Origin of the sequence: Clostridium subterminale, from assembly GCF_039521425.1 — a bacterium.
In the GTDB taxonomy this organism is placed as follows: domain Bacteria; phylum Bacillota; class Clostridia; order Clostridiales; family Clostridiaceae; genus Clostridium_J; species Clostridium_J subterminale.
In genome coordinates this window covers 909,350-927,981 of record NZ_BAAACI010000006.1, presented here as the reverse complement: position 1 = coordinate 927,981, position 18,632 = coordinate 909,350, and the positions used below count along the sequence as shown (strand labels likewise).

The following is an 18,632-nucleotide window of genomic DNA, read 5'->3' as shown; positions in this document are numbered from 1 at the left end:
AAACTACTCTCCTTTCATTGGTGGTAAGATTTCCTCTACGTTTTTCACATTTTCTATGTTTCTTATTTTATCTACTACATGATTACTTACTATACCATCAGTTTCAACCACTGTTGAAGCTTCTAATCCCTTAGCTTTTCTATATACATTCATTGAGGCTATATTTATATTTTCATTAAATAAAAGATTGCTAACATTATATATCATTCCTGGTACATCTCGATGAGTAATTATAATAGTTGGATATTCTCCTGTAAAATGAATACTTTGTCCATCCAATTCAAATATAACTATATTTCCTCCTCCTATGGATGAACCTGTAACAGTGGTTTCTATTCCTTTAGAATCCTTCATTATAAATTTAACTGTATTAGGATGTACATCACCTAGATCAGTTTCTTCAAAGGTAAATTTTACTCCTCTTTCTTCTGCTATAGTAAACGACTCTTTTAATCTATAATCCCATGGATCCATTCCTAAAATTCCAGCTACTAGTGCCCTATCTGTACCATGTCCTTTATAAGTTTTTCCAAAGGAGCCATGAAGTAAAAATTTAACTTCCCTAACATCATCTTCTGCAATCTTTGCAGCTAATTTTGCAAGTCTTGCAGCTCCTGCTGTATGTGAACTTGACGGTCCAATCATTATAGGACCCAGAATATCAAACACGCTATAACTTTTCATAATTTCCTCCTATAAAATACCACTATAGAATATACCAAATTTAAACATTTCATTGACTCCTCAATTAATTATTTATTATTTAGTATACCCATTTAATATAATACCACTATTTAAAGATTAAAAATATCAAATTTTTAATCAGAATTATGTAAAAATATATCTATAATATTTATATCATAAATTTAATTTACAATATAAATATTATTTTTCGACATAAATAGAACTAGATAATAATATTACATGTGTAACAATATTATCTAGTCTATTTAACTAATATTTCTTATATTTTAATATTGGTAAAAACAACTTCCACCTATGAATTCTGTAATTAAAGAATTAGTTGGAACAACATCCTTATCTACTTCCTTAAAAAAATGTAAAAAATCTATAAGTCTTCTTGCTTCATTATAAACTGGGCTTTCTGGTTTCACTTTATATAGCTCTTCTAACGCATATTTCTTTAAAACTGCTAACTCATAGATAAGGGCTGAATTAAACATTACATCTGCATATTCTTGATAAGGAAAGATATTTTTATCTTCTCCTCGTCTTATAGATGCCCACATTTTTAGTGTATATTCCACATCATATCCTCTTGATAAATAATCTCTAACTATCCTTCTAATCATTCTTACATCAGTGGTTGCTATTCTATTGTGAGAATCCATATTTATTTGAGTTAATGGACTAATATATATTTTAAACTTATGATTATGAGGAATTGAAGCCGTTAAGACTTCATTTAAACCATGTATTCCCTCAATGACTATTACTCCTTTATCTGGAAGCTTAACTTTATTTCCTAACCATTCTCTTTTACCTGTTATAAAATTATATGTTGGAAGTTCTACTTCCTCTCCATTTAGAAGCATTTGAAGTTGTTCATTAAATAACTGCAAATCTAAGGCAGTTATACTCTCAAAATCATATTCTCCAAATTCATCCTTTGGAGTATGCTCTCTATCTATGAAATAATCATCTAGAGATATTGGTACCGGAATTAATCCATTAACTCTCATTTGAATTCCTAATCTTTTACAAAATGTTGTTTTTCCCGAAGATGAGGGTCCAGCTATTAATATTAATTTTATATTACCATTTTTCTTTATTTTATCAGCAATATTGGCTATCTTCTTTTCGTGCAAAGCCTCTGCAACCCTCACTAAAGTCACAATATCCCCATGCTCAATTTCATCATTTAAAGCACCTACATGGGCTATATTTAATATATCTCCCCACTTCTCAGCCTCATAAAATACCTTAGCTAGCTTCTTATGTTTTTCGAATCGTGGAATTTGTGTTGGCTCTTCTTGGGTTGGGAATCTAAGAATAAATCCTGGATCATAGTAAATTAAATCAAAATATTTTAGTATATCAGTATAAGGTATCATTAATCCATAAAAATAGCCAACTTCTTTTCCTAACTTATAAATTGTTATACTACCTTCATTTACATTTTTAAAAACACTAACCTTATCATCCATTCCAGCTTCTCTAAATAAATCTATAGCATCTTCCTTAATATAATTTTTCTTTTCAATTTTCATGTTAGCATCTATTATTTCATGCATTCTCTTTTTTATCGCATATACATCATCTATACCCAGATGTATGTCTTTATATATTTCACCAAATAATCCTTTACTTAAAGAATGTTCAATGATTATTTTACTCTCTGGAAATAAATCCTTAGTAGCTTTTATTAAAACAAATTGCAGACTTCTTATATAACACATCATTCCTTGCTTATCTGTAATATCAATAAATTCTATATTACAATCCTTCTCAAGAATAGTCGATAACTCCTTAAGTTTCCCATCTACTTTAACTAAAACTATTGGTGCTTTATGGTCATACCCATAATTTTTTATCAAATCATAACAAGTTATACCTCTATGAACTTCTATCATTCTTTCGTCTGTTCTTATCTTGATTTTATCCATGCCTTCACCTCTATTATAATTATTTAGTTATAATATATTGCTTCTTAATTTCTTAAAAATCTAATAAAATTTAAATTTAAATCAAATTATATATTTGTATTACTTATTATATTACATAATTGTAAATATGAAACCACCCAACCACAAATAATTTATTGTATTCTGTGCATACTATATTTAGCATTATATTAGAAATATAGGTGATATTTATGTTTATACTTATAATAAGAACAGTTATACTATATGTTTATTTAATTTTCATTATGCGAGTTATGGGTAAAAGACAACTTGGGCAATTAGAGCCTGTAGATTTTGTAGTTGCGTTAATGATTTCTGAACTTGCCACTCTTCCCATGGGAGATAATCGGATTCCACTAATATATGCTATAGTTCCTATAACCACTTTAGTTTTTCTTCAAGTAATGACTTCCTTTTTAGAACTTAAAAGTGAACACATTCGCTCTATCCTAAACGGTCAACCTAGTATACTTATAAAAGACGGACTAGTAAATGTGAAGGAATTAAAGCAAGTTAGATATAATCTTGATGACCTTTTAGGTGAGCTTAGACAAAATGGTTATTTTAATTTACAAGAAATACATTATGCAATTTTAGAAACTGATGGTTCTCTATCTATAGTTCCTTACACAGCCTATGAACCACCTACAAGGGAAGACTTTAAAATAAAAGTAGAAGATGAACCTCTTCCTATGCCAGTAATATTGGATGGTGTTATAAACAAAATCAATCTTAAGGCTATTGGAAAAGATAACTATTGGTTAGAAGAAAATTTGTCTAATAATAATATTAAAAGTTATAAAGATGTGCTCATTGCAATAGTTTATTCAAATACCCATAAATTCTACTTTCAACTTAAAAATGAAACTACTGATGCTAATGATAATGAAGAAGAGAGTTAAGGAGGAGTTCATATACAATGAAAAATTTGATAGCAACATGCATCATTTTCTTTCTAATGATATTTATTCTTTTTTTTGCCAGCAAATATATAGTATTAACTTGTGATAAGCTTTTAGACGTTTCATCAGAAATAGAAGAAAACATAGTAAATGATAATTGGGATGAAAGCTATATGCTGTCTTTTGAATTGTTAAATATCTATGAAGGACATGTGGCAAACTTAACTTTATTTTTAAATCATACAGACTTTGATAATATCTATAGTGAAATCATAAAGCTTAGTCAATATTCCAAATGTAAAAATAAAGATGAAGCTCTTTCATCTATTCATGTTGTAAAAACTCTAATTAACCAAGTAAAAGAATTAGAATCTATATCCATAGGAAACATTTTTTGATAAATTTTTGGTTACGATTTCAAAATGTGGTTTTCTATATAGCATTTAACTAAAGTTTGAACTATAATAAAATTATAGACTTAATCTTATAAATAGAAGGGTGGAATAATGTTATGGCATTAGTAACTACTAAAGAAATGTTTAAAAAGGCTTTTGAAGGCAAATACGCTATAGGAGCTTTCAATATTAACAATATGGAGATAATTCAGGGAATTGTAGATGGAGCTAAAGCTCAAAACTCTGCTGTAATACTTCAATGCTCTAGTGGAGCTATAAAATATATGAGACCAGCTTATTTAAGACATATGGTACTTGCTGCTGTAGAGGAAAGTGGAGTTGATGTAGCTCTACACCTAGACCACGGCGATTCTTTTGAGCTTTGTAAAGATTGCATAGACAACGGATTTACTTCTGTTATGTTTGATGGTTCTCACTATGATTATGAAGAAAACGTAAGACTTACAAAAGAAGTAGTAGAATATGCTCATGCTCATGGAGTGGTTGTTGAAGCTGAACTTGGAAAACTTGCTGGAGTTGAAGATGATGTAAATGTATCTGCTAAAGATGCTACTTACACTGATCCAGATCAAGCAGTTGACTTTGTTAAGAGAACTGGTGTTGACTCATTAGCAATAGCTATTGGAACAAGTCACGGTGCATACAAGTTTAAAGGTGAAGCTAAACTTGACTTTGAAAGACTTGAAACAATTACAAGAAAATTAGAAGAAGCTGGTTTTGAAAAATATCCAATAGTTCTTCACGGTGCTTCTGCTGTAGATCCAAAATATGTTGAAATGTGCAACGAAAATGGTGGAGACATAAAAGGTGCTAAGGGAGTACCTGTAGAAATGTTAAGAAAAGCTTCATCTATGGCTGTTTGTAAAATTAACATGGATACAGACTTAAGACTATGTGTTACTGGTTCTTGTAGAAAAGTATTTGCAGATAAACCAAGTGAGTTTGACCCAAGAAAATATCTTGGAGTAGCAAGAACTAACCTTCAACAATTAGTAGAAGATAAAATTACAGCTGTTTTAGGTTCAATAGATTCAATGAAATAATATAAAATAAAACATGGAATCTTTATTCCATGTTTTTTATTTTCATCTACTTCTCAGTATAATTGATAATATGCTTTATTTTCATATTTATACTACCATCCCCTACTCTTTCAATCTCAAATTTATTGATATCATTATAGGCTTCTTCCGATATATATAAATCTATATCTTTATCTATTTTCAGTCTAACTCTCTTCAGCTTCTTTTCTACCCATTGCTTATCTAAATCTACAGTTTCACTTACACCACTTTCAATGGCAAAGGTTCTAAAGTTTTCTTTTAGCGACTCATCTCCTTTAAATACCTCTTCAGCAAAATTATTTAAATCTATAGAATCTTCTTCTCTAAGCCTCTTCTTAACTTCTCTACGAACTATTTCTTGACTTTCTGCATTTTCATTTAGGGCGTTTTGAGTCCACTTTTCTGCTACCTTTAAAAATTGTTTTGTCTTATCTCTTTCATTTTCTATGATAGTACACCCTAAAAAGTTGTCTATAAAATAATTAGTACCATATTCTTTATTTTCTTTATTATTTTTACTTTGCTTATCAATAACTAATAAATCATAGGGGTTATCACTAGCCATAGCCTTAATAAATGCACACTTTTGTATTCTTGAACTACTTGAAGGGAGTCCTGTAAATTGAGGTACTATATCTATTCCAATCTTTCCATCTACAAACTCCACATTGTGCATATAATTTTTAATATAGTCCATCTTAAATACACCTATAAACGCTCCATATTCTGTAGTAAAGGATACAGTAAGCAAATCACAGGAAGGTATACTTCCTTTTGATCTCATCAAGATAAACATCTGACTAGCTAACTCCTTAGATACATTTGTTAGGCTATTTTCTCCATTTAGATATTCTTGACATACTTCCTTTACAATGTTTCTCTCCTTATTAAAAATCGCATATTTAAGCTCTTCATCCTTTAAACATCTTTGAATATGCTTAAATATAAAATTATACACTTCTTCAGTTAACTCTAGGGGATACTCATTTAAAACTGGCTCATCAGCATTGTTATCTAAAATATGAATAATTGCTTCATTTATATTAATTTCATTTATATATTCCATTACTTACCTCCATAAATTTAAATATACACGTATTTAGTATATCTACTATAGATTTTTAACCGTATAAGAATAATTATATATTTTTTTTTAACAATATCAATAAAATTTGTTATAATCTTAAACATAAGGTATAATGTCATCATTAAATAAAAAGGGGTGTTATCCTTGGAAGAAATGGAAACTAGAATTTTAAAGATAGATGTAGATGAGATAAAATCTAAATTAAATAATTTAGGATGTAAAAAAGTTAAAGATGAAAATCAAGTTAATAACCTCTATGATTTTCCAGATAGAAGAATGCTAAATAAAAAGGGTTATGCTAGAATTAGAATAGTGGAAGATAATTTAAATAATGCAGTAATAAATTATATGACTACTAAAAAACTTCTGAGCCAAGAAAAATGCAAAGTTATGGAAGAGAATGAGATTGTTATAGACAATAGTAACATTGGAAGTCAAATCTTCACTTCCCTAGGTCTTGAGCTAGTAGAATCTATAAAAAAACATAGAGAAAGCTATAAATATAAAAACTCTCTTATTGAAATCGATATAAACGATAAGAGCTTTTGTCCCTTCCCTTATTTAGAAATAGAATCAATGAATGAGGACGAAATAAAGGAAATTGTAGCTTTACTTGGGTATACTATGGAAGATACCACCTCTAAAACAATCTTTGAAATATTAAATGAGGAAGGATCAGTAAAAGGGATATAATGTTTGGTTATGTAACACCATATAAGATGGAATTGAAAATTAAAGACTATGAAATGTTTAAAGCTTACTATTGTGGATTATGTATATCTATAAAAAATAACTTTTCTAATTTGTGTAGAATGACTTTAAATTATGATATGACTTTTTTAGGTATACTTTTGGATAGTTTAGAATACAGTAAACATAAGTATGTAGTTACTAGATGTATGGCTCATCCTGTGAAAAAGAAGCCTAAGGTTATAGATAATAAGGCTTTGGATTATGCAGCTTTTTGTAATGTAGCTCTAGTTTACTACAAGTTATTAGATGATTATAATGACGATAATTCTCTAAATAAAAAATTCATTTCTATGTACATAAAAAAATTCATAAATAAATCTAAAGATGATTTATCTCCAATTTTAGTGAATATAGAAGAAAATATAAATAAATTAAGTTTTCTTGAAAAATCTCAGGATGTGATATCTATTGATGAACTCAGTGACCCTTTTGCTTCTTTAACAGCTTTTATAATATCTTACTATTATAAAGATGAGGACTTTTATAATGATTTATATAATTTAGGATATAATTTAGGACGATGGATTTATATAATTGATGCCTTTGATGATTTAAAGGAAGATATTGAAAAGCATAAATTTAACGCTATCAATAAAGCCTTTAATACTGAAAACCTATCCTATGAAGAGTTAATTATTAATCAAGGTAATAGAATTGAATTTAATCTATTAATGAGTGCAAATACCACCGTTGAAGCTTTAGATAAACTTCCTATAAATAAAAATAAAGACTTACTATTTAATATTTTACAATTAGGACTTATGAATAAAATAGAAACTATAAAATCAAGGAGTGACAAAAAACATGAATAATCCTTATGAAGTACTTGGAGTTAAAGAAAATGCCTCTCAAGATGAAATCAAAAAAGCTTATAGAGAGCTAGTAAAACAATATCATCCAGACAAGTATGTTAATAACCCGCTAAAAGATTTAGCAGAAGAAAAACTTAGAGAGATAAACGAAGCTTATGACGTATTAAGTAAAAAAGGTAATACTAGTAATGGATCTTCTAGCTATGGAAATCCTTCCTCAACCTATGGTGGTGGTTCTAACAGCTACAATGATCCTAATCTTCAATCTGTTAGAATGGATATTAATAGAGGAAATATAGGCGGCGCAGAAGCGAAACTTAATGCTATGACTAATAGAACTGCTGAATGGAACTTTTTAATGGGAGTTGTACATCTTAGAAAAGGTTGGTATGATAGCGCGAATAATTTAATAAATACAGCTTGTAGAATGGAGCCTAATAACTTTGAATATCGACAAATGCTTAATCAATTAAATCATACACAAAATAACTATAGAAGTACCTATTATGGTCAAAGAAATAGTTCTAATGATATGTGCAATACTTGCTTAAATATTTGGATGTTAGATACTTGTTGTGAATGTATGGGTGGAGATTGTATTAGTTGTTGTTAAAAGGAGGTTATTATGAAAGAAAATAAGGCTTCGAATATGGCAAAGGGCGGTATGCTTATTGCTTTTACTCTTATTATCTTGTATGCCGCTAATTTTATTACCTTTAACACTTTATTTTTATTAGGCTTAGCTTCAGCACTTATTCCTCTGGGAATACTTATTACTGATATGAAAACTACTTTATTAGTATATATAGGCTCCTCTGTATTAGCTTATTTCATAATCCCAGACAAAACTCTTTGTCTTTTTTATGTGATAATCTTTGGTCCCTATGGCATAGTAAAATTTTTTATAGAGCAAAAAAGAAATACATCTATAGAAATCATATTAAAACTAGTTTATTTTAATGTGATAACCTTTATAGCATTTCTTTTATATAAACAATTATTTATGCCTACTATTGAACTACGATATCCTTTAATAATTATGTTTGTAGGTGGAAATGTAGCCTTCTTTATATTTGACTATGTTCTTACAGTATTCATAAATAGTGTGAGAACTAAAAAATTTAAAATATAAGGACATATTATTTAAATCCCTTGACATATACTTCACTCTTAATGTATAATTTTTAAAAACTTAATTATTTATTGCAGTGATGAGGAGTAGTAATATAATTACTTATTTAAAGAGAGCTACAGCTTGGTGTAATGTAGTAATAAGCCTTATATGAACTTGCCTTGGAGCTTACTTGTTGAAAGCAAGTACGGATTTAACCGTTATATTATCAAGGGAGACCTTTTATGGTCTAAATAGAGTGGTACCGCGGAATTATAGTTTTCGTCTCTTTCATAAGAGATGAAGACTTTTTTTATTTAAAATAATATTTGATGTTTATCAAACAAGGAGGATTACTATGGCTAGATATGGAACTGTTATAGATAAAAAATGGCAGGAAAAATGGGAAAAAACAAACCTATATAAATTCGATGAAAATAATATGGATAAAAAATTATACGTCCTTGAAATGTTCTCATACCCATCAGGAAGCCAATTACATGCAGGACACTGGTTTAACTACGGACCAGTAGATTCATGGGCTAGAATGAAGAGAATGCAAGGATATAATGTATTCCAACCAATGGGCTTTGATGCTTTTGGTCTTCCAGCAGAAAACTATGCAATTAAAACTGGAATACATCCTAAAGATTCTACAGATAAAAACATTGAAACTATGGAAAAACAACTTAAAGCAATGGGAGCAATGTTCAACTGGGAAAATGAAGTTGTAACTTGTAGACCAGATTATTATAAATGGACTCAATGGTTATTCCTAAAATTATATGAAAAAGATCTTGCTTACAGAAAGAATGCTCCAGTAAACTGGTGCCCTAGCTGTAACACAGTACTTGCAAATGAGCAAGTTGTAGAAGGTCATTGTGAAAGATGTGAAAGTGAAGTAACAAAGAAAAACTTAACTCAATGGTTCCTTAAAATCACAGACTATGCAGATGAGCTTTTAGAAAAACTTGATGATCTTGATTGGCCAGAAAAAACTAAATCTATGCAAAAACACTGGATTGGTAGATCAACTGGTTCTGAGGTAACTTTCAAAGTTAAGGATTCTAATATTGAATTCAGCACATTTACCACAAGAGTTGATACTTTATTTGGAGTTAGTTACGTTGTTCTTGCTCCTGAAAATGAATTAGTTGAAAAGCTTACTACAGAAGAAAATAAGGCTGCTGTTGAAGATTATAAAGAAGCATCTGCAAAGCAAACTGATATAGAAAGACAATCTATTTCTAGAGAAAAAACAGGAGTATTCACCGGTTCATATGCTATAAATCCAATAAACAACCGTGTTATTCCAATATGGGTTGGAGACTATGTACTTAATACCTACGGTACAGGTGCAGTAATGGCAGTTCCAGCTCATGATGATCGTGACTATACTTTTGCACAAAAATATAATCTTCCTATAGAAAGTGTTATAGAAGGTGGAGATACTCTACCATTCACTGAATACGGTCCAATGATGAATAGTGGAAAATTTGATGGACTTAAGGGAGAAGGAGCTAAGGATGCAGTAGTTGCAGAGCTTGAAAAAATGGGTCTTGGTAAAAAACAAGTTAACTACAGACTACGTGACTGGCTAGTTTCTAGACAAAGATACTGGGGTGCTCCAATTCCAATGATTCACTGTGACAAGTGTGGAACTGTTCCAGTGCCAGAAGCGCAATTACCTGTAGAACTTCCATACAACGTAGAATTTGCACCAGACGGAAAATCTCCTCTTGCAAAATCTAAAGACTTCATAAATGTAACTTGTCCTAAGTGTGGAGGTGCTGCACACCGTGATGCAGATACTTTAGATACCTTTGTATGCTCATCTTTCTATTATCTAAGATATGCAGATAATAAAAATAGTGAAAAAGCTTTTGATAGTGAAATAATAAATAAGATGCTTCCAGTAGATAAATATGTAGGTGGTCCTGAACATGCTTGTATGCACCTTCTATATGCAAGATTTATCACTAAGGCTCTTAGAGATATGGGTCTTCTAAACTTTGATGAACCATTCCTATCATTAACTCACCAAGGCTTAATCCTGGGACCTGATGGACAAAAGATGAGTAAATCTAAAGGAAATACAATATCTCCTGATGACTACATTAAAGAATATGGTTCTGACGTATTTAGAATGTACCTAATGTTTGGATTTGGATACACTGATGGCGGTGCTTGGAGTGATGATGGACTAAAATCTATCGGTAGATTTGTAGATAGAATAGAAAGAACTCTTGATACATCAATTTCAGAAATCAACTGTAATAAAGCTACTAAAGATGCTATGGAAGCACCTGAAAAAGAACTTAACTATTGGAGACACTTTGCAATTAGAGGTGTTAGCGAGGATGCTGAAAAACTTCAATTCAACACTGCCATTGCAAGACTTATGGAGCTTACCAATGCTCTTAATAAATATCTAAATGAAGATATTAAAAATACTGTATTCTTAAAAGAAGTGTTAGTTGATTACATTAAGCTTTTAGCTCCTTTCGCTCCTCACTTCAGTGAAGAACAATGGGAAAACCTTGGAATGGGATATTCCGTATTTAATGAAAAATGGCCAGAATTTAATCCGGCTGCTTTAGTTAAAGATGAGGTAGAAATTGCTATTCAAATCAATGGTAAAATTAAAGCTAAAATAAATGTTTCAACTTCTTCTTCTGAGGATGAAATAAAAGAATCATCTTTAAATGATGAAACAATAAAAGCTAATCTTGAAGGAAAAACTGTAAGAAAAGTTATAGTTATTAAAGGTAGACTTGTAAATATAGTAGCAAATTAATATAATTATAAAAAACAGAGGAAAAAATCCTCTGTTTTATTTTTCACTATGATTTATTGGTAATTTCTTCTCACTATCATCAAAATTTTTACCTTCTCTTATAGTTATGCAACTATGTCTTGCCTCTTTTTCTTTTATGGTAACTGGCCTCACATAAATATCATCATACCATATCTTTATTAAATAGGTCTTATTTGGTGGTAGTGGACCAAATAAAAATTGACCATATTCGTCTGTAAAAGTATGTGTTATAGGTAATATGCTTAATGGGTCATTTGGATCTTGAAGTATGATTAACTTTGCTACAGCATCACTTACTGGTTTATTATTTTTATCAATTACTCTACCATATATAACACATCTGTTATCATCACCAGTTTCAACTTTAGCATCTATATACTTATCTCCATAAGTAGTTGATTGAAATTTAATTAATTGTTCGCTCATTTTATCCCTCACCTAATATTGCTTATATCATCATATGAGGAATATAAAACTTTTGTACCAATGAATTTTATTTATTTATACCTTTCAAGAACCTTTTTAGTTTCTTCTAATAGGCTTGTAAGCTCAAATACATCTCCTACTTCTAATAATTTATTAAGCTCTTCTGTAAACCTTGATGCCTCTCCAGTTTTCCCCATAGAAGATATGGTTAAAATATTCTCCACTATATTACTTACTAAGGAAGACTTTACCTCAAATAACTTCTGAGCATCTTTTATCTCATCTTTTATTGCTAACATTTCTGTATCTAAGTTAAAGGCAGCATCTGCTGCATTTTTAAGCTTCCCTTTAATATCAATTGGTATAGCATGCTTATATTTATAATTTAAAGAATGCTCTACGGTAGCCCAAAAGTTCATTGCCAAAGTCCTTATTTGAAACTCAGCCAAGACTTCACACATTCCAGATGCCATATTTACTGGATACTTTATAATCATGTGATAACTTCTATAGCCACTAGATTTTACATTAGTAATATAATCCTTCTCATAAATTATATTCATGTCTTTTCTTTCACGTATTATATTTACTACTTTATCTATATCATCTACAAATTGGCACATAATTCTTAGTCCCGCAATGTCTTCCATTTCATACTGAATTCTATCTAACGGTATATCAAATTTATTAGCTTTCTCTAGTATACTAGAAACCTCTTTAACCCTACCCGTTACAAATTCTATAGGTGAATATTCATTTTTTTTTCTTAATTCTCTTCTTATACTTCTAAACTTTACTTTTAATTCCTCTACTGCTTGGTCGTATGGAATTAAAAAACTCTTCCACTCAATAACTGCCATATATGTCATTCCTTTACTAACCAATTCTATTAATCCGTATTTAATTATATCATATAATGGTATATTTTATGTTATTTTATATGACTTTTATTGAAGTTTTTATTAATCTAAAATCTTTATAGGAGTAAAATCTATATAATCACAAGAGGTTAAAATATACTCAACCCCATCTTTTTCTCCTTCAAAAACATTTAAAAGTCCTCCACCATGAAGATGTCCATAGATTACCTTATCCACTTCATATTCCTTAAACATTTCTAAAAACTCATTTTCCTGCATATTAGGAAATATAGGTGGATAGTGAATCATACATATTATTTTTTTATAACCACTTTTTATGGCTGTATCCAAAGATAACTTTAATCTTATTAGTTCTCTTTCATAGATTTTTTTATCATGGGAATTAAATTTAGGATTGTTCTTTAAAACCCATCCTCTACTTCCACATATAGCATAATCCTCATATGCGAAAAAATTATTTTGGATAAACTCCATTCCCTGAAACATAGAATTAAGCTTAGTAATTCCTGTCCACCAATAGTCATGGTTTCCCCTTACAAATATTTTTCTTCCTGGAAGATTATTTATAAATTCTAAATCTCCTCTGCCATTTTCCATATTCATAGACCATGAAATATCACCTGCTACTAATACTGTATCTTCATCCTTCACAATTCTATTCCAATTCTCTTTTATTTTTTCATCATGATTACTCCACTTTTCTCCGAATATATCCATGGGTTTTTCTCCTGTGGAGGCTAGATGAAGATCTGAAATTGCATATAATGCCACTTAATCACCTACTATCTATTTCATAATCTTTTAATTAAAACTTATTTGTACTTATTATCTATCTCCATAACATAAGCTATAACCTTTGCCACTACATCATAAAGTTCATAAGGAATCTCACTATCTAAATCCACTTTAGTAAGCATATCTGCTAATTCATCATTATATACGATAGGTACATCACTTTTTTCTGCTTCTTCAAGAATTTTATCAGCTACATTACCCATACCCGCTGCTGTAACCTTTGGAGCATTTTGCCCATATTCATATTTTAAAGCCGCTGCTTTTTTTCTCTTTCTATCTTCCATATAAGCACACTCCTAGCTAAACTCTAGTATTGATTGTAGTGAAATCATCATCTTCAAAAAAATTTCTGCAATTTGAAAAAGAAAAATCATGTTTTTTTTCTTTAATAAAAATGTTAAACATATACTTACTATCCATTAGATCATTAATTAACTTTCCTTTAAATTTTTCTAAGAGCTTTACATAAGCAGCTTCACTTTCTATTTCGATAGTTGCTGAGTTTTTATTAACAGTTAAATAAGCATCTACCTTTTCCATATTTACAGTAGCTACACTAGCTGCTATTTTTATATTTTCAGTATCTAACTTCTTACCCTTACTTCTTTCATCCTTAATAATAAGCTTACAATCATATTCTTTATCCTTCATATCCATTGGTACATTGAGAAAATAATAATTATTATTTATAGTATTAAACATCTTAAACTCTTGAAACTTAGTGTCTAGATTTTGAACCACATTACTGAAAGTACTAGGGTCTTTCTGAGATAACTTAATTATTTCCATTAAATTATTTTTTATTAAGGATATCTTTTCCCTTAGTTCCTCCTTTACCATAGTACTAGTTATAATCCTATCTATCATGGTTTCTGATTTAAGCTGCTTAAAGAGTTTATTAGAACTATCTACCTCTTCTTTTCTCTGGGATACCACTTTTCCCTGCAGATCATCTTCATCACTAATTATTCCTATTGTTCTTTCATTTATAATGTCACTAGAAGACTTTCCTTCTTTGTTTATCAACTTTTCTGAAGATAATATAGCTTCTTTATTTTCTAAGCTTTCCTTTATTGATGCCATAGTTTGAGATTTATCCTTTTCAGAATAAAATACTTTATCCCCCTCTTGAAAAGTTGAATTCTTATTAACACTGATTTCTCCTTGTGAGTCTTTATTAATATTGCCAGTAATCTGCTCTTTAATAACATTAGCAGTTTCCTCTATCTCGGGTGAAACACTGTATTGATTAGAGACAACCTTCGAAAAAGCTTTAATACTGTCCTCATTTAACTTTATATCTAGAGCTTTCATAACAAATATATCATCTATCTTTAAATTCTTAATTTCATTTAAAACTTTACCTAAAGTTGATTTTATTTGTTCAGCTTCAGGACTAGTATTTTGTATTCCTTTAGCTTCTATATATTTATCAATAAATTTATTTAACTCCTTAGGAGAATTGTTGCTTTGATCTATAAATTCCTTAAGTCCCTTAATTTCTAAAAGATTTTCTTCTGTAATTGGAATATTGTTCTTAAGCATAGATTTTAATATAGGAACATCCTCTTTTCCTACAGGAAAATCTAAATTCTTAAGGAGTTCTTCCATTAATGGATCTTTAATAGCTGTATCCACATTGTTTCCTAGGTTATCTATAACATTTGATTCCAATATTCTAAGAAGGAACTTTCCTCCCTCAAATCCATCTAGTTGAAATTTAAACATATAGTCATCTAAATTTTCTTGAAGTATTTCTCCATCTACTCTTGCTGGGAATACCCTTCCATCAAGTAACTTTATTATAACATCAGTTGCACTTCCCTCTAACCTTAAAATTCTAGCAGAAAATGAATCTCCTTTTTTAAAGGTGAGTTTATTAAAATCATCCTTAGTTGTATAGTTTTGTACCATATTAATTTTCCATACATTTGACATACACTTCACCCCCTATTAAACTAATCGTATCATTTTCATTTTAGTGAAGTATATAACAAAAACAATGAGTATACCATAGGCATACTCATGAGTTTTTTTACTAAGCTAACACTAATTTATAGAATTTTTTCTTTCCTCTTTTTATTAAGGCATATCCATCCTTTTCTAGGTAGCTTTCATTAAATGTTGCATTAACATCTTCTATTTTTATATCATTTATAGTAAGTCCACCTTGCTCTATAAGTCTTCTTCCCTCTTTCTTAGATGGAACGATACCTGTTTGTGTTATTATATCAAGAATTAAAGCTGATTTCATATCTTCAGCAATTTCCACTGTAGGTACATTGCTCATGTCTGCTCCACCACTAAATAAAGCTTCTGCTGCTTTTTTAGCTCCATATGCTTCATCTTCTCCATGGATAAGTTTTGTAACTTCATAAGCAAGAACCTTTTTAGCTTCGTTAATTTCTGAACCTTCTAAAGCTGAAAGTTTTCTTACCTCATCCATAGGAACAAATGTTAATAGACGTAAGCATTTTTCTACATCCGCATCATCAATATTTCTCCAGTATTGGTAGAATTCAAATGGTGATGTCTTATTAGGATCAAGCCACACTGCTCCATTAGCTGTTTTACCCATCTTGTTTCCTTCACTATTTGTAAGTAGTGCATTAGTCATTCCATACGCTGACTTACCTTCTTTTCTTCTGATAAGCTCCATTCCAGCTAAGATGTTTGACCACTGATCATCTCCACCTAACTCCATTGTACAATTATATTTTTTGTTTAATACATAAAAATCATAACCTTGCATTAACATGTAGTTAAATTCTAAGAATGACAATCCCTTTTCTAGTCTTTGTTTAAAGCATTCAGCAGTAAGCATTCTATTAACTGAGAAATGTGATCCTATATCTCTTATAAAATCTACATAGTTTAAATCTAAAAGCCAGTCTGCATTATTTTCTAATATTGCTTTACCATCGCTGAAATCTATTAGTCTTGAAAGTTGATCTTTGATACAAGATATATTGTGATCAATTTCCTCCTTAGTTAGCATTTTTCTCATATCTGTTCTACCTGATGGGTCTCCTATCATAGCAGTACCCCCACCAACTAAAGCTATCGGCCTATGTCCTGCCCTTTGCATGTGGGCCATAAACATCATAGCTATAAAGTGTCCTACATGAAGACTATCTGCTGTAGGATCAAAGCCTATATAAAAGGTTACCTTTTCCTTTGCAAGTATTTCTTTCATTTCTTCTTCATGGGTTAATTGTTTTAAAAATTCACGTTCTTTAAGAACGTCATATACATTACGATTTTCCATAGTTTCCTCCAATATATTCTAATTTTTATTTTGCTTTAACTTTCGGCTATAGTTTCCTTTTTTACATATAATTAATTATATTATTTATACAGTTTATATGGTTTATGCTAGCTATATAAAACTTCTATAAACTTTTATTTTTTCATAATGCAGATTACTTAGAAGTCTTTACTCCTTTGTAATTTTGTATCATTATTTTAAAACTTATAATATTAAAATAAATATTAATTTAATAAATTAAGAAAAATAAAAGTCCCTAGTATAAATATACTAGGGACGAAAATTTCCGTGGTACCACCCAAATTTATAATTTAAACTCTCTAAAGCGTCTAAATTATTCTCTTCCTTAATAACGTTAGGAACCCGTAACAGCCTACTACTACTTCAACCTAAGACTCTAAAATGTATTTCATTAAAATCCTTTACTGATTTACACCAACCATCAGCTCTCTTTAAAATTCATTTAATTACTTCTTTTCTTCATCGTCTTTACTATATTTTATTTTAAATACATATTACTATTATTATTATCATTTTTCAAGAGTAAATACTAATTTTCTCTAAACAACATATTTTTTAATAGTATCTGGTATATTATTTTCTTCACAACTAACGTTGGCATAAAAGTCAACTTTAAATTTTTCTGATAAATATTCTAATTTATTTAATATTGAGTTGAAATCATCTGCATCATTACATATGTCACTTAAAATACCGTCTATAAATATACTCTCCACATCGTAGTCCTTAGATATTATGCCACATATAAAACCATAAAAATCTTTGTAATTATGAATATTAAAGTCTTTCGAACATATAAACCTTATGTTCTTATGAATGCGTAGGAGCCCTCTAGTATCATCATCTATATATACTAGATTTCCTTTAGAGCTGTTTACCTTTGAATTAGCCAAATTCATTAATGCTTTTGTTTTCCCAGAGCCTTTTTCTTTACAAAATACTTGAATCATTTTAAACGCCCCCAAACTTTTTAATAAAATACATTAACTTTAATAGTTATATTATATAATATTCAGAATATTTTATCAATAGTTCCTATCAACTTATATATTTCTGTTATTTTAATTATATGTGAATAATTAGTACATTATTATTATTTTATACACATAAGAAATTAATCTTAGATATAATTGTTTAAAAATCATAAATAGTAAAAATGCCTTAAAGTTTACTTTCATTAAAATCTAGTAAACTTTAAGACATTTTATTATTTCACTGTTATATATTTGATGTTAATTTTTACTCTATACCTACAACATCATACCCTTCTTCTTCTATAGTAGCTCTTAAAACATCATCACTTTCAGTAGCTTCTACTAAAGCATATTTTCCTTCTAAATTAACCTCTACTTCTGAAACTCCAGATAACTCTTCTAAAGCATTTTTTACGTGAGCTACACAGTTTTTACAGCTCATTCCTTCAATTAATATTTTCTTTTTCATACCTTTATCCTCCTAAAATATTTATTAATATTTATCCGATGACCACCAGCTCTAATACTACCATCTTCTTAAAAGTGGAAGTTAAGAGTTGCTACGTCCCTGGATAACGATTTCTAAAGCTTCATAAAAGCTAAGAACTCTGTTTATAATTTAATGTTATCATTAAAATTACCAATTACCTTGAAACCTG

Annotated in this window: 19 protein-coding genes and 2 other annotated features; of the genes, 8 read left to right on the top strand and 11 right to left on the bottom strand. The window is 29.6% G+C overall.

Annotation, left to right across the window (positions count from 1 at the left end):
- Positions 1–3: 3 nt before the first annotated feature.
- Together sdaAB and ABDZ93_RS13495 are read right to left on the bottom strand one after the other, a co-directional pair.
- Positions 4–684, bottom strand: a complete 681-nt coding sequence (sdaAB, locus tag ABDZ93_RS13500; RefSeq protein WP_343826934.1) for an L-serine ammonia-lyase, iron-sulfur-dependent subunit beta — start codon at positions 682–684, stop codon at positions 4–6.
- Between the two features lie 287 nt (positions 685–971).
- Positions 972–2,627 carry a nucleoside kinase gene (locus ABDZ93_RS13495; protein WP_343826932.1) on the bottom strand — a complete coding sequence of 552 codons (1,656 nt, stop codon included), beginning with the start codon at positions 2,625–2,627 and terminating at the stop codon, positions 972–974.
- Positions 2,628–2,836: 209 nt separating this feature from the next.
- On the opposite strand from ABDZ93_RS13495, the gene ABDZ93_RS13490 reads away from it, so the two are divergent.
- From ABDZ93_RS13490 to fba, 3 genes are all read left to right on the top strand, one after another.
- Positions 2,837–3,547 (top strand): DUF421 domain-containing protein, encoded by a 711-nt coding sequence (locus tag ABDZ93_RS13490; RefSeq protein ID WP_343826931.1) that lies wholly within the window; start codon positions 2,837–2,839, stop codon positions 3,545–3,547.
- Positions 3,548–3,564: 17 nt separating this feature from the next.
- Positions 3,565–3,945 carry a DUF4363 family protein gene (locus ABDZ93_RS13485; RefSeq protein ID WP_343826930.1) on the top strand — a complete coding sequence of 127 codons (381 nt, stop codon included), beginning with the start codon at positions 3,565–3,567 and terminating at the stop codon, positions 3,943–3,945.
- Between the two features lie 113 nt (positions 3,946–4,058).
- On the top strand, positions 4,059–5,006 hold the full coding sequence (gene fba, locus ABDZ93_RS13480; protein WP_343826929.1) for a class II fructose-1,6-bisphosphate aldolase: 948 nt from the start codon (positions 4,059–4,061) through the stop codon (positions 5,004–5,006).
- Positions 5,007–5,052: 46 nt separating this feature from the next.
- On the opposite strand, the gene ABDZ93_RS13475 is transcribed toward fba, so the two are convergent.
- Positions 5,053–6,093, bottom strand: a complete 1,041-nt coding sequence (locus ABDZ93_RS13475; protein WP_343826928.1) for a nucleoid-associated protein — start codon at positions 6,091–6,093, stop codon at positions 5,053–5,055.
- Between the two features lie 165 nt (positions 6,094–6,258).
- On the opposite strand from ABDZ93_RS13475, the gene ABDZ93_RS13470 reads away from it, so the two are divergent.
- The 5 genes from ABDZ93_RS13470 to leuS all read left to right on the top strand — a co-directional run bounded on the left by ABDZ93_RS13470 (position 6,259) and on the right by leuS (position 11,587).
- Entirely contained in the window at positions 6,259–6,807 is a 549-nt protein-coding gene (locus tag ABDZ93_RS13470) for a class IV adenylate cyclase (RefSeq protein WP_343826927.1), read from the top strand.
- Positions 6,807–7,679, top strand: a complete 873-nt coding sequence (locus ABDZ93_RS13465; RefSeq protein ID WP_343826926.1) for a DUF5685 family protein — start codon at positions 6,807–6,809, stop codon at positions 7,677–7,679. Before ABDZ93_RS13470 ends, ABDZ93_RS13465 begins: the two co-directional genes overlap by 1 nt.
- On the top strand, positions 7,672–8,292 hold the full coding sequence (locus ABDZ93_RS13460; protein ID WP_343826925.1) for a J domain-containing protein: 621 nt from the start codon (positions 7,672–7,674) through the stop codon (positions 8,290–8,292). Before ABDZ93_RS13465 ends, ABDZ93_RS13460 begins: the two co-directional genes overlap by 8 nt.
- Positions 8,293–8,304: 12 nt before the next feature.
- Entirely contained in the window at positions 8,305–8,811 is a 507-nt protein-coding gene (locus tag ABDZ93_RS13455) for a hypothetical protein (protein ID WP_343826923.1), read from the top strand.
- Positions 8,812–8,878: 67 nt separating this feature from the next.
- Positions 8,879–9,083 (top strand) — a binding site (T-box leader).
- 65 nt (positions 9,084–9,148) lie between these two features.
- Entirely contained in the window at positions 9,149–11,587 is a 2,439-nt protein-coding gene (gene leuS, locus ABDZ93_RS13450; protein WP_343826922.1) for a leucine--tRNA ligase, read from the top strand.
- Between the two features lie 36 nt (positions 11,588–11,623).
- On the opposite strand, the gene ABDZ93_RS13445 is transcribed toward leuS, so the two are convergent.
- From ABDZ93_RS13445 to ABDZ93_RS13410, 8 genes are all read right to left on the bottom strand, one after another.
- On the bottom strand, positions 11,624–12,034 hold the full coding sequence (locus tag ABDZ93_RS13445) for a carboxypeptidase-like regulatory domain-containing protein (protein ID WP_343826921.1): 411 nt from the start codon (positions 12,032–12,034) through the stop codon (positions 11,624–11,626).
- A gap of 71 nt (positions 12,035–12,105) precedes the next feature.
- Positions 12,106–12,894: a GTP diphosphokinase gene (gene yjbM, locus ABDZ93_RS13440; protein WP_343826920.1), complete on the bottom strand. Its 789-nt coding sequence runs from the start codon at positions 12,892–12,894 to the stop codon at positions 12,106–12,108.
- Positions 12,895–12,996: 102 nt separating this feature from the next.
- Entirely contained in the window at positions 12,997–13,686 is a 690-nt protein-coding gene (locus tag ABDZ93_RS13435; RefSeq protein ID WP_343826919.1) for a metallophosphoesterase, read from the bottom strand.
- A 41-nt stretch (positions 13,687–13,727) separates the two neighbouring features.
- The gene (locus tag ABDZ93_RS13430) at positions 13,728–13,994 is read right to left on the bottom strand and encodes an EscU/YscU/HrcU family type III secretion system export apparatus switch protein (protein WP_343826918.1); all 267 of its coding nucleotides are present in this window, start codon (positions 13,992–13,994) and stop codon (positions 13,728–13,730) included.
- Positions 13,995–14,010: 16 nt separating this feature from the next.
- Positions 14,011–15,648: a hypothetical protein gene (locus ABDZ93_RS13425; RefSeq protein ID WP_343826917.1), complete on the bottom strand. Its 1,638-nt coding sequence runs from the start codon at positions 15,646–15,648 to the stop codon at positions 14,011–14,013.
- A gap of 100 nt (positions 15,649–15,748) precedes the next feature.
- Positions 15,749–16,978 carry a tyrosine--tRNA ligase gene (tyrS, locus tag ABDZ93_RS13420; protein ID WP_343826916.1) on the bottom strand — a complete coding sequence of 410 codons (1,230 nt, stop codon included), beginning with the start codon at positions 16,976–16,978 and terminating at the stop codon, positions 15,749–15,751.
- A 269-nt stretch (positions 16,979–17,247) separates the two neighbouring features.
- Positions 17,248–17,471: a binding site (T-box leader), on the bottom strand.
- A gap of 67 nt (positions 17,472–17,538) precedes the next feature.
- Positions 17,539–17,949, bottom strand: a complete 411-nt coding sequence (locus tag ABDZ93_RS13415) for a P-loop NTPase family protein (protein WP_343826915.1) — start codon at positions 17,947–17,949, stop codon at positions 17,539–17,541.
- A gap of 289 nt (positions 17,950–18,238) precedes the next feature.
- Entirely contained in the window at positions 18,239–18,442 is a 204-nt protein-coding gene (locus ABDZ93_RS13410) for a heavy-metal-associated domain-containing protein (RefSeq protein ID WP_343826914.1), read from the bottom strand.
- Positions 18,443–18,632: the final 190 nt, after the last annotated feature.

Bases quoted from the DNA above. Each gene is read 5' to 3' on its own strand.
- sdaAB (WP_343826934.1), bottom strand. From the start codon at position 684: ATGAAAAGTTATAGCGTGTTTGATATTCTGGGTCCTATAATGATTGGA.
- ABDZ93_RS13495 (WP_343826932.1), bottom strand. From the start codon at position 2,627: ATGGATAAAATCAAGATAAGAACAGACGAAAGAATGATAGAAGTTCAT.
- ABDZ93_RS13490 (WP_343826931.1), top strand. From the start codon at position 2,837: ATGTTTATACTTATAATAAGAACAGTTATACTATATGTTTATTTAATT.
- ABDZ93_RS13485 (WP_343826930.1), top strand. From the start codon at position 3,565: ATGAAAAATTTGATAGCAACATGCATCATTTTCTTTCTAATGATATTT.
- fba (WP_343826929.1), top strand. From the start codon at position 4,059: ATGGCATTAGTAACTACTAAAGAAATGTTTAAAAAGGCTTTTGAAGGC.
- ABDZ93_RS13475 (WP_343826928.1), bottom strand. From the start codon at position 6,093: ATGGAATATATAAATGAAATTAATATAAATGAAGCAATTATTCATATT.
- ABDZ93_RS13465 (WP_343826926.1), top strand. From the start codon at position 6,807: ATGTTTGGTTATGTAACACCATATAAGATGGAATTGAAAATTAAAGAC.
- ABDZ93_RS13460 (WP_343826925.1), top strand. From the start codon at position 7,672: ATGAATAATCCTTATGAAGTACTTGGAGTTAAAGAAAATGCCTCTCAA.
- ABDZ93_RS13455 (WP_343826923.1), top strand. From the start codon at position 8,305: ATGAAAGAAAATAAGGCTTCGAATATGGCAAAGGGCGGTATGCTTATT.
- leuS (WP_343826922.1), top strand. From the start codon at position 9,149: ATGGCTAGATATGGAACTGTTATAGATAAAAAATGGCAGGAAAAATGG.
- ABDZ93_RS13445 (WP_343826921.1), bottom strand. From the start codon at position 12,034: ATGAGCGAACAATTAATTAAATTTCAATCAACTACTTATGGAGATAAG.
- yjbM (WP_343826920.1), bottom strand. From the start codon at position 12,894: ATGGCAGTTATTGAGTGGAAGAGTTTTTTAATTCCATACGACCAAGCA.
- ABDZ93_RS13430 (WP_343826918.1), bottom strand. From the start codon at position 13,994: ATGGAAGATAGAAAGAGAAAAAAAGCAGCGGCTTTAAAATATGAATAT.
- ABDZ93_RS13425 (WP_343826917.1), bottom strand. From the start codon at position 15,648: ATGTCAAATGTATGGAAAATTAATATGGTACAAAACTATACAACTAAG.
- tyrS (WP_343826916.1), bottom strand. From the start codon at position 16,978: ATGGAAAATCGTAATGTATATGACGTTCTTAAAGAACGTGAATTTTTA.
- ABDZ93_RS13415 (WP_343826915.1), bottom strand. From the start codon at position 17,949: ATGATTCAAGTATTTTGTAAAGAAAAAGGCTCTGGGAAAACAAAAGCA.
- ABDZ93_RS13410 (WP_343826914.1), bottom strand. From the start codon at position 18,442: ATGAAAAAGAAAATATTAATTGAAGGAATGAGCTGTAAAAACTGTGTA.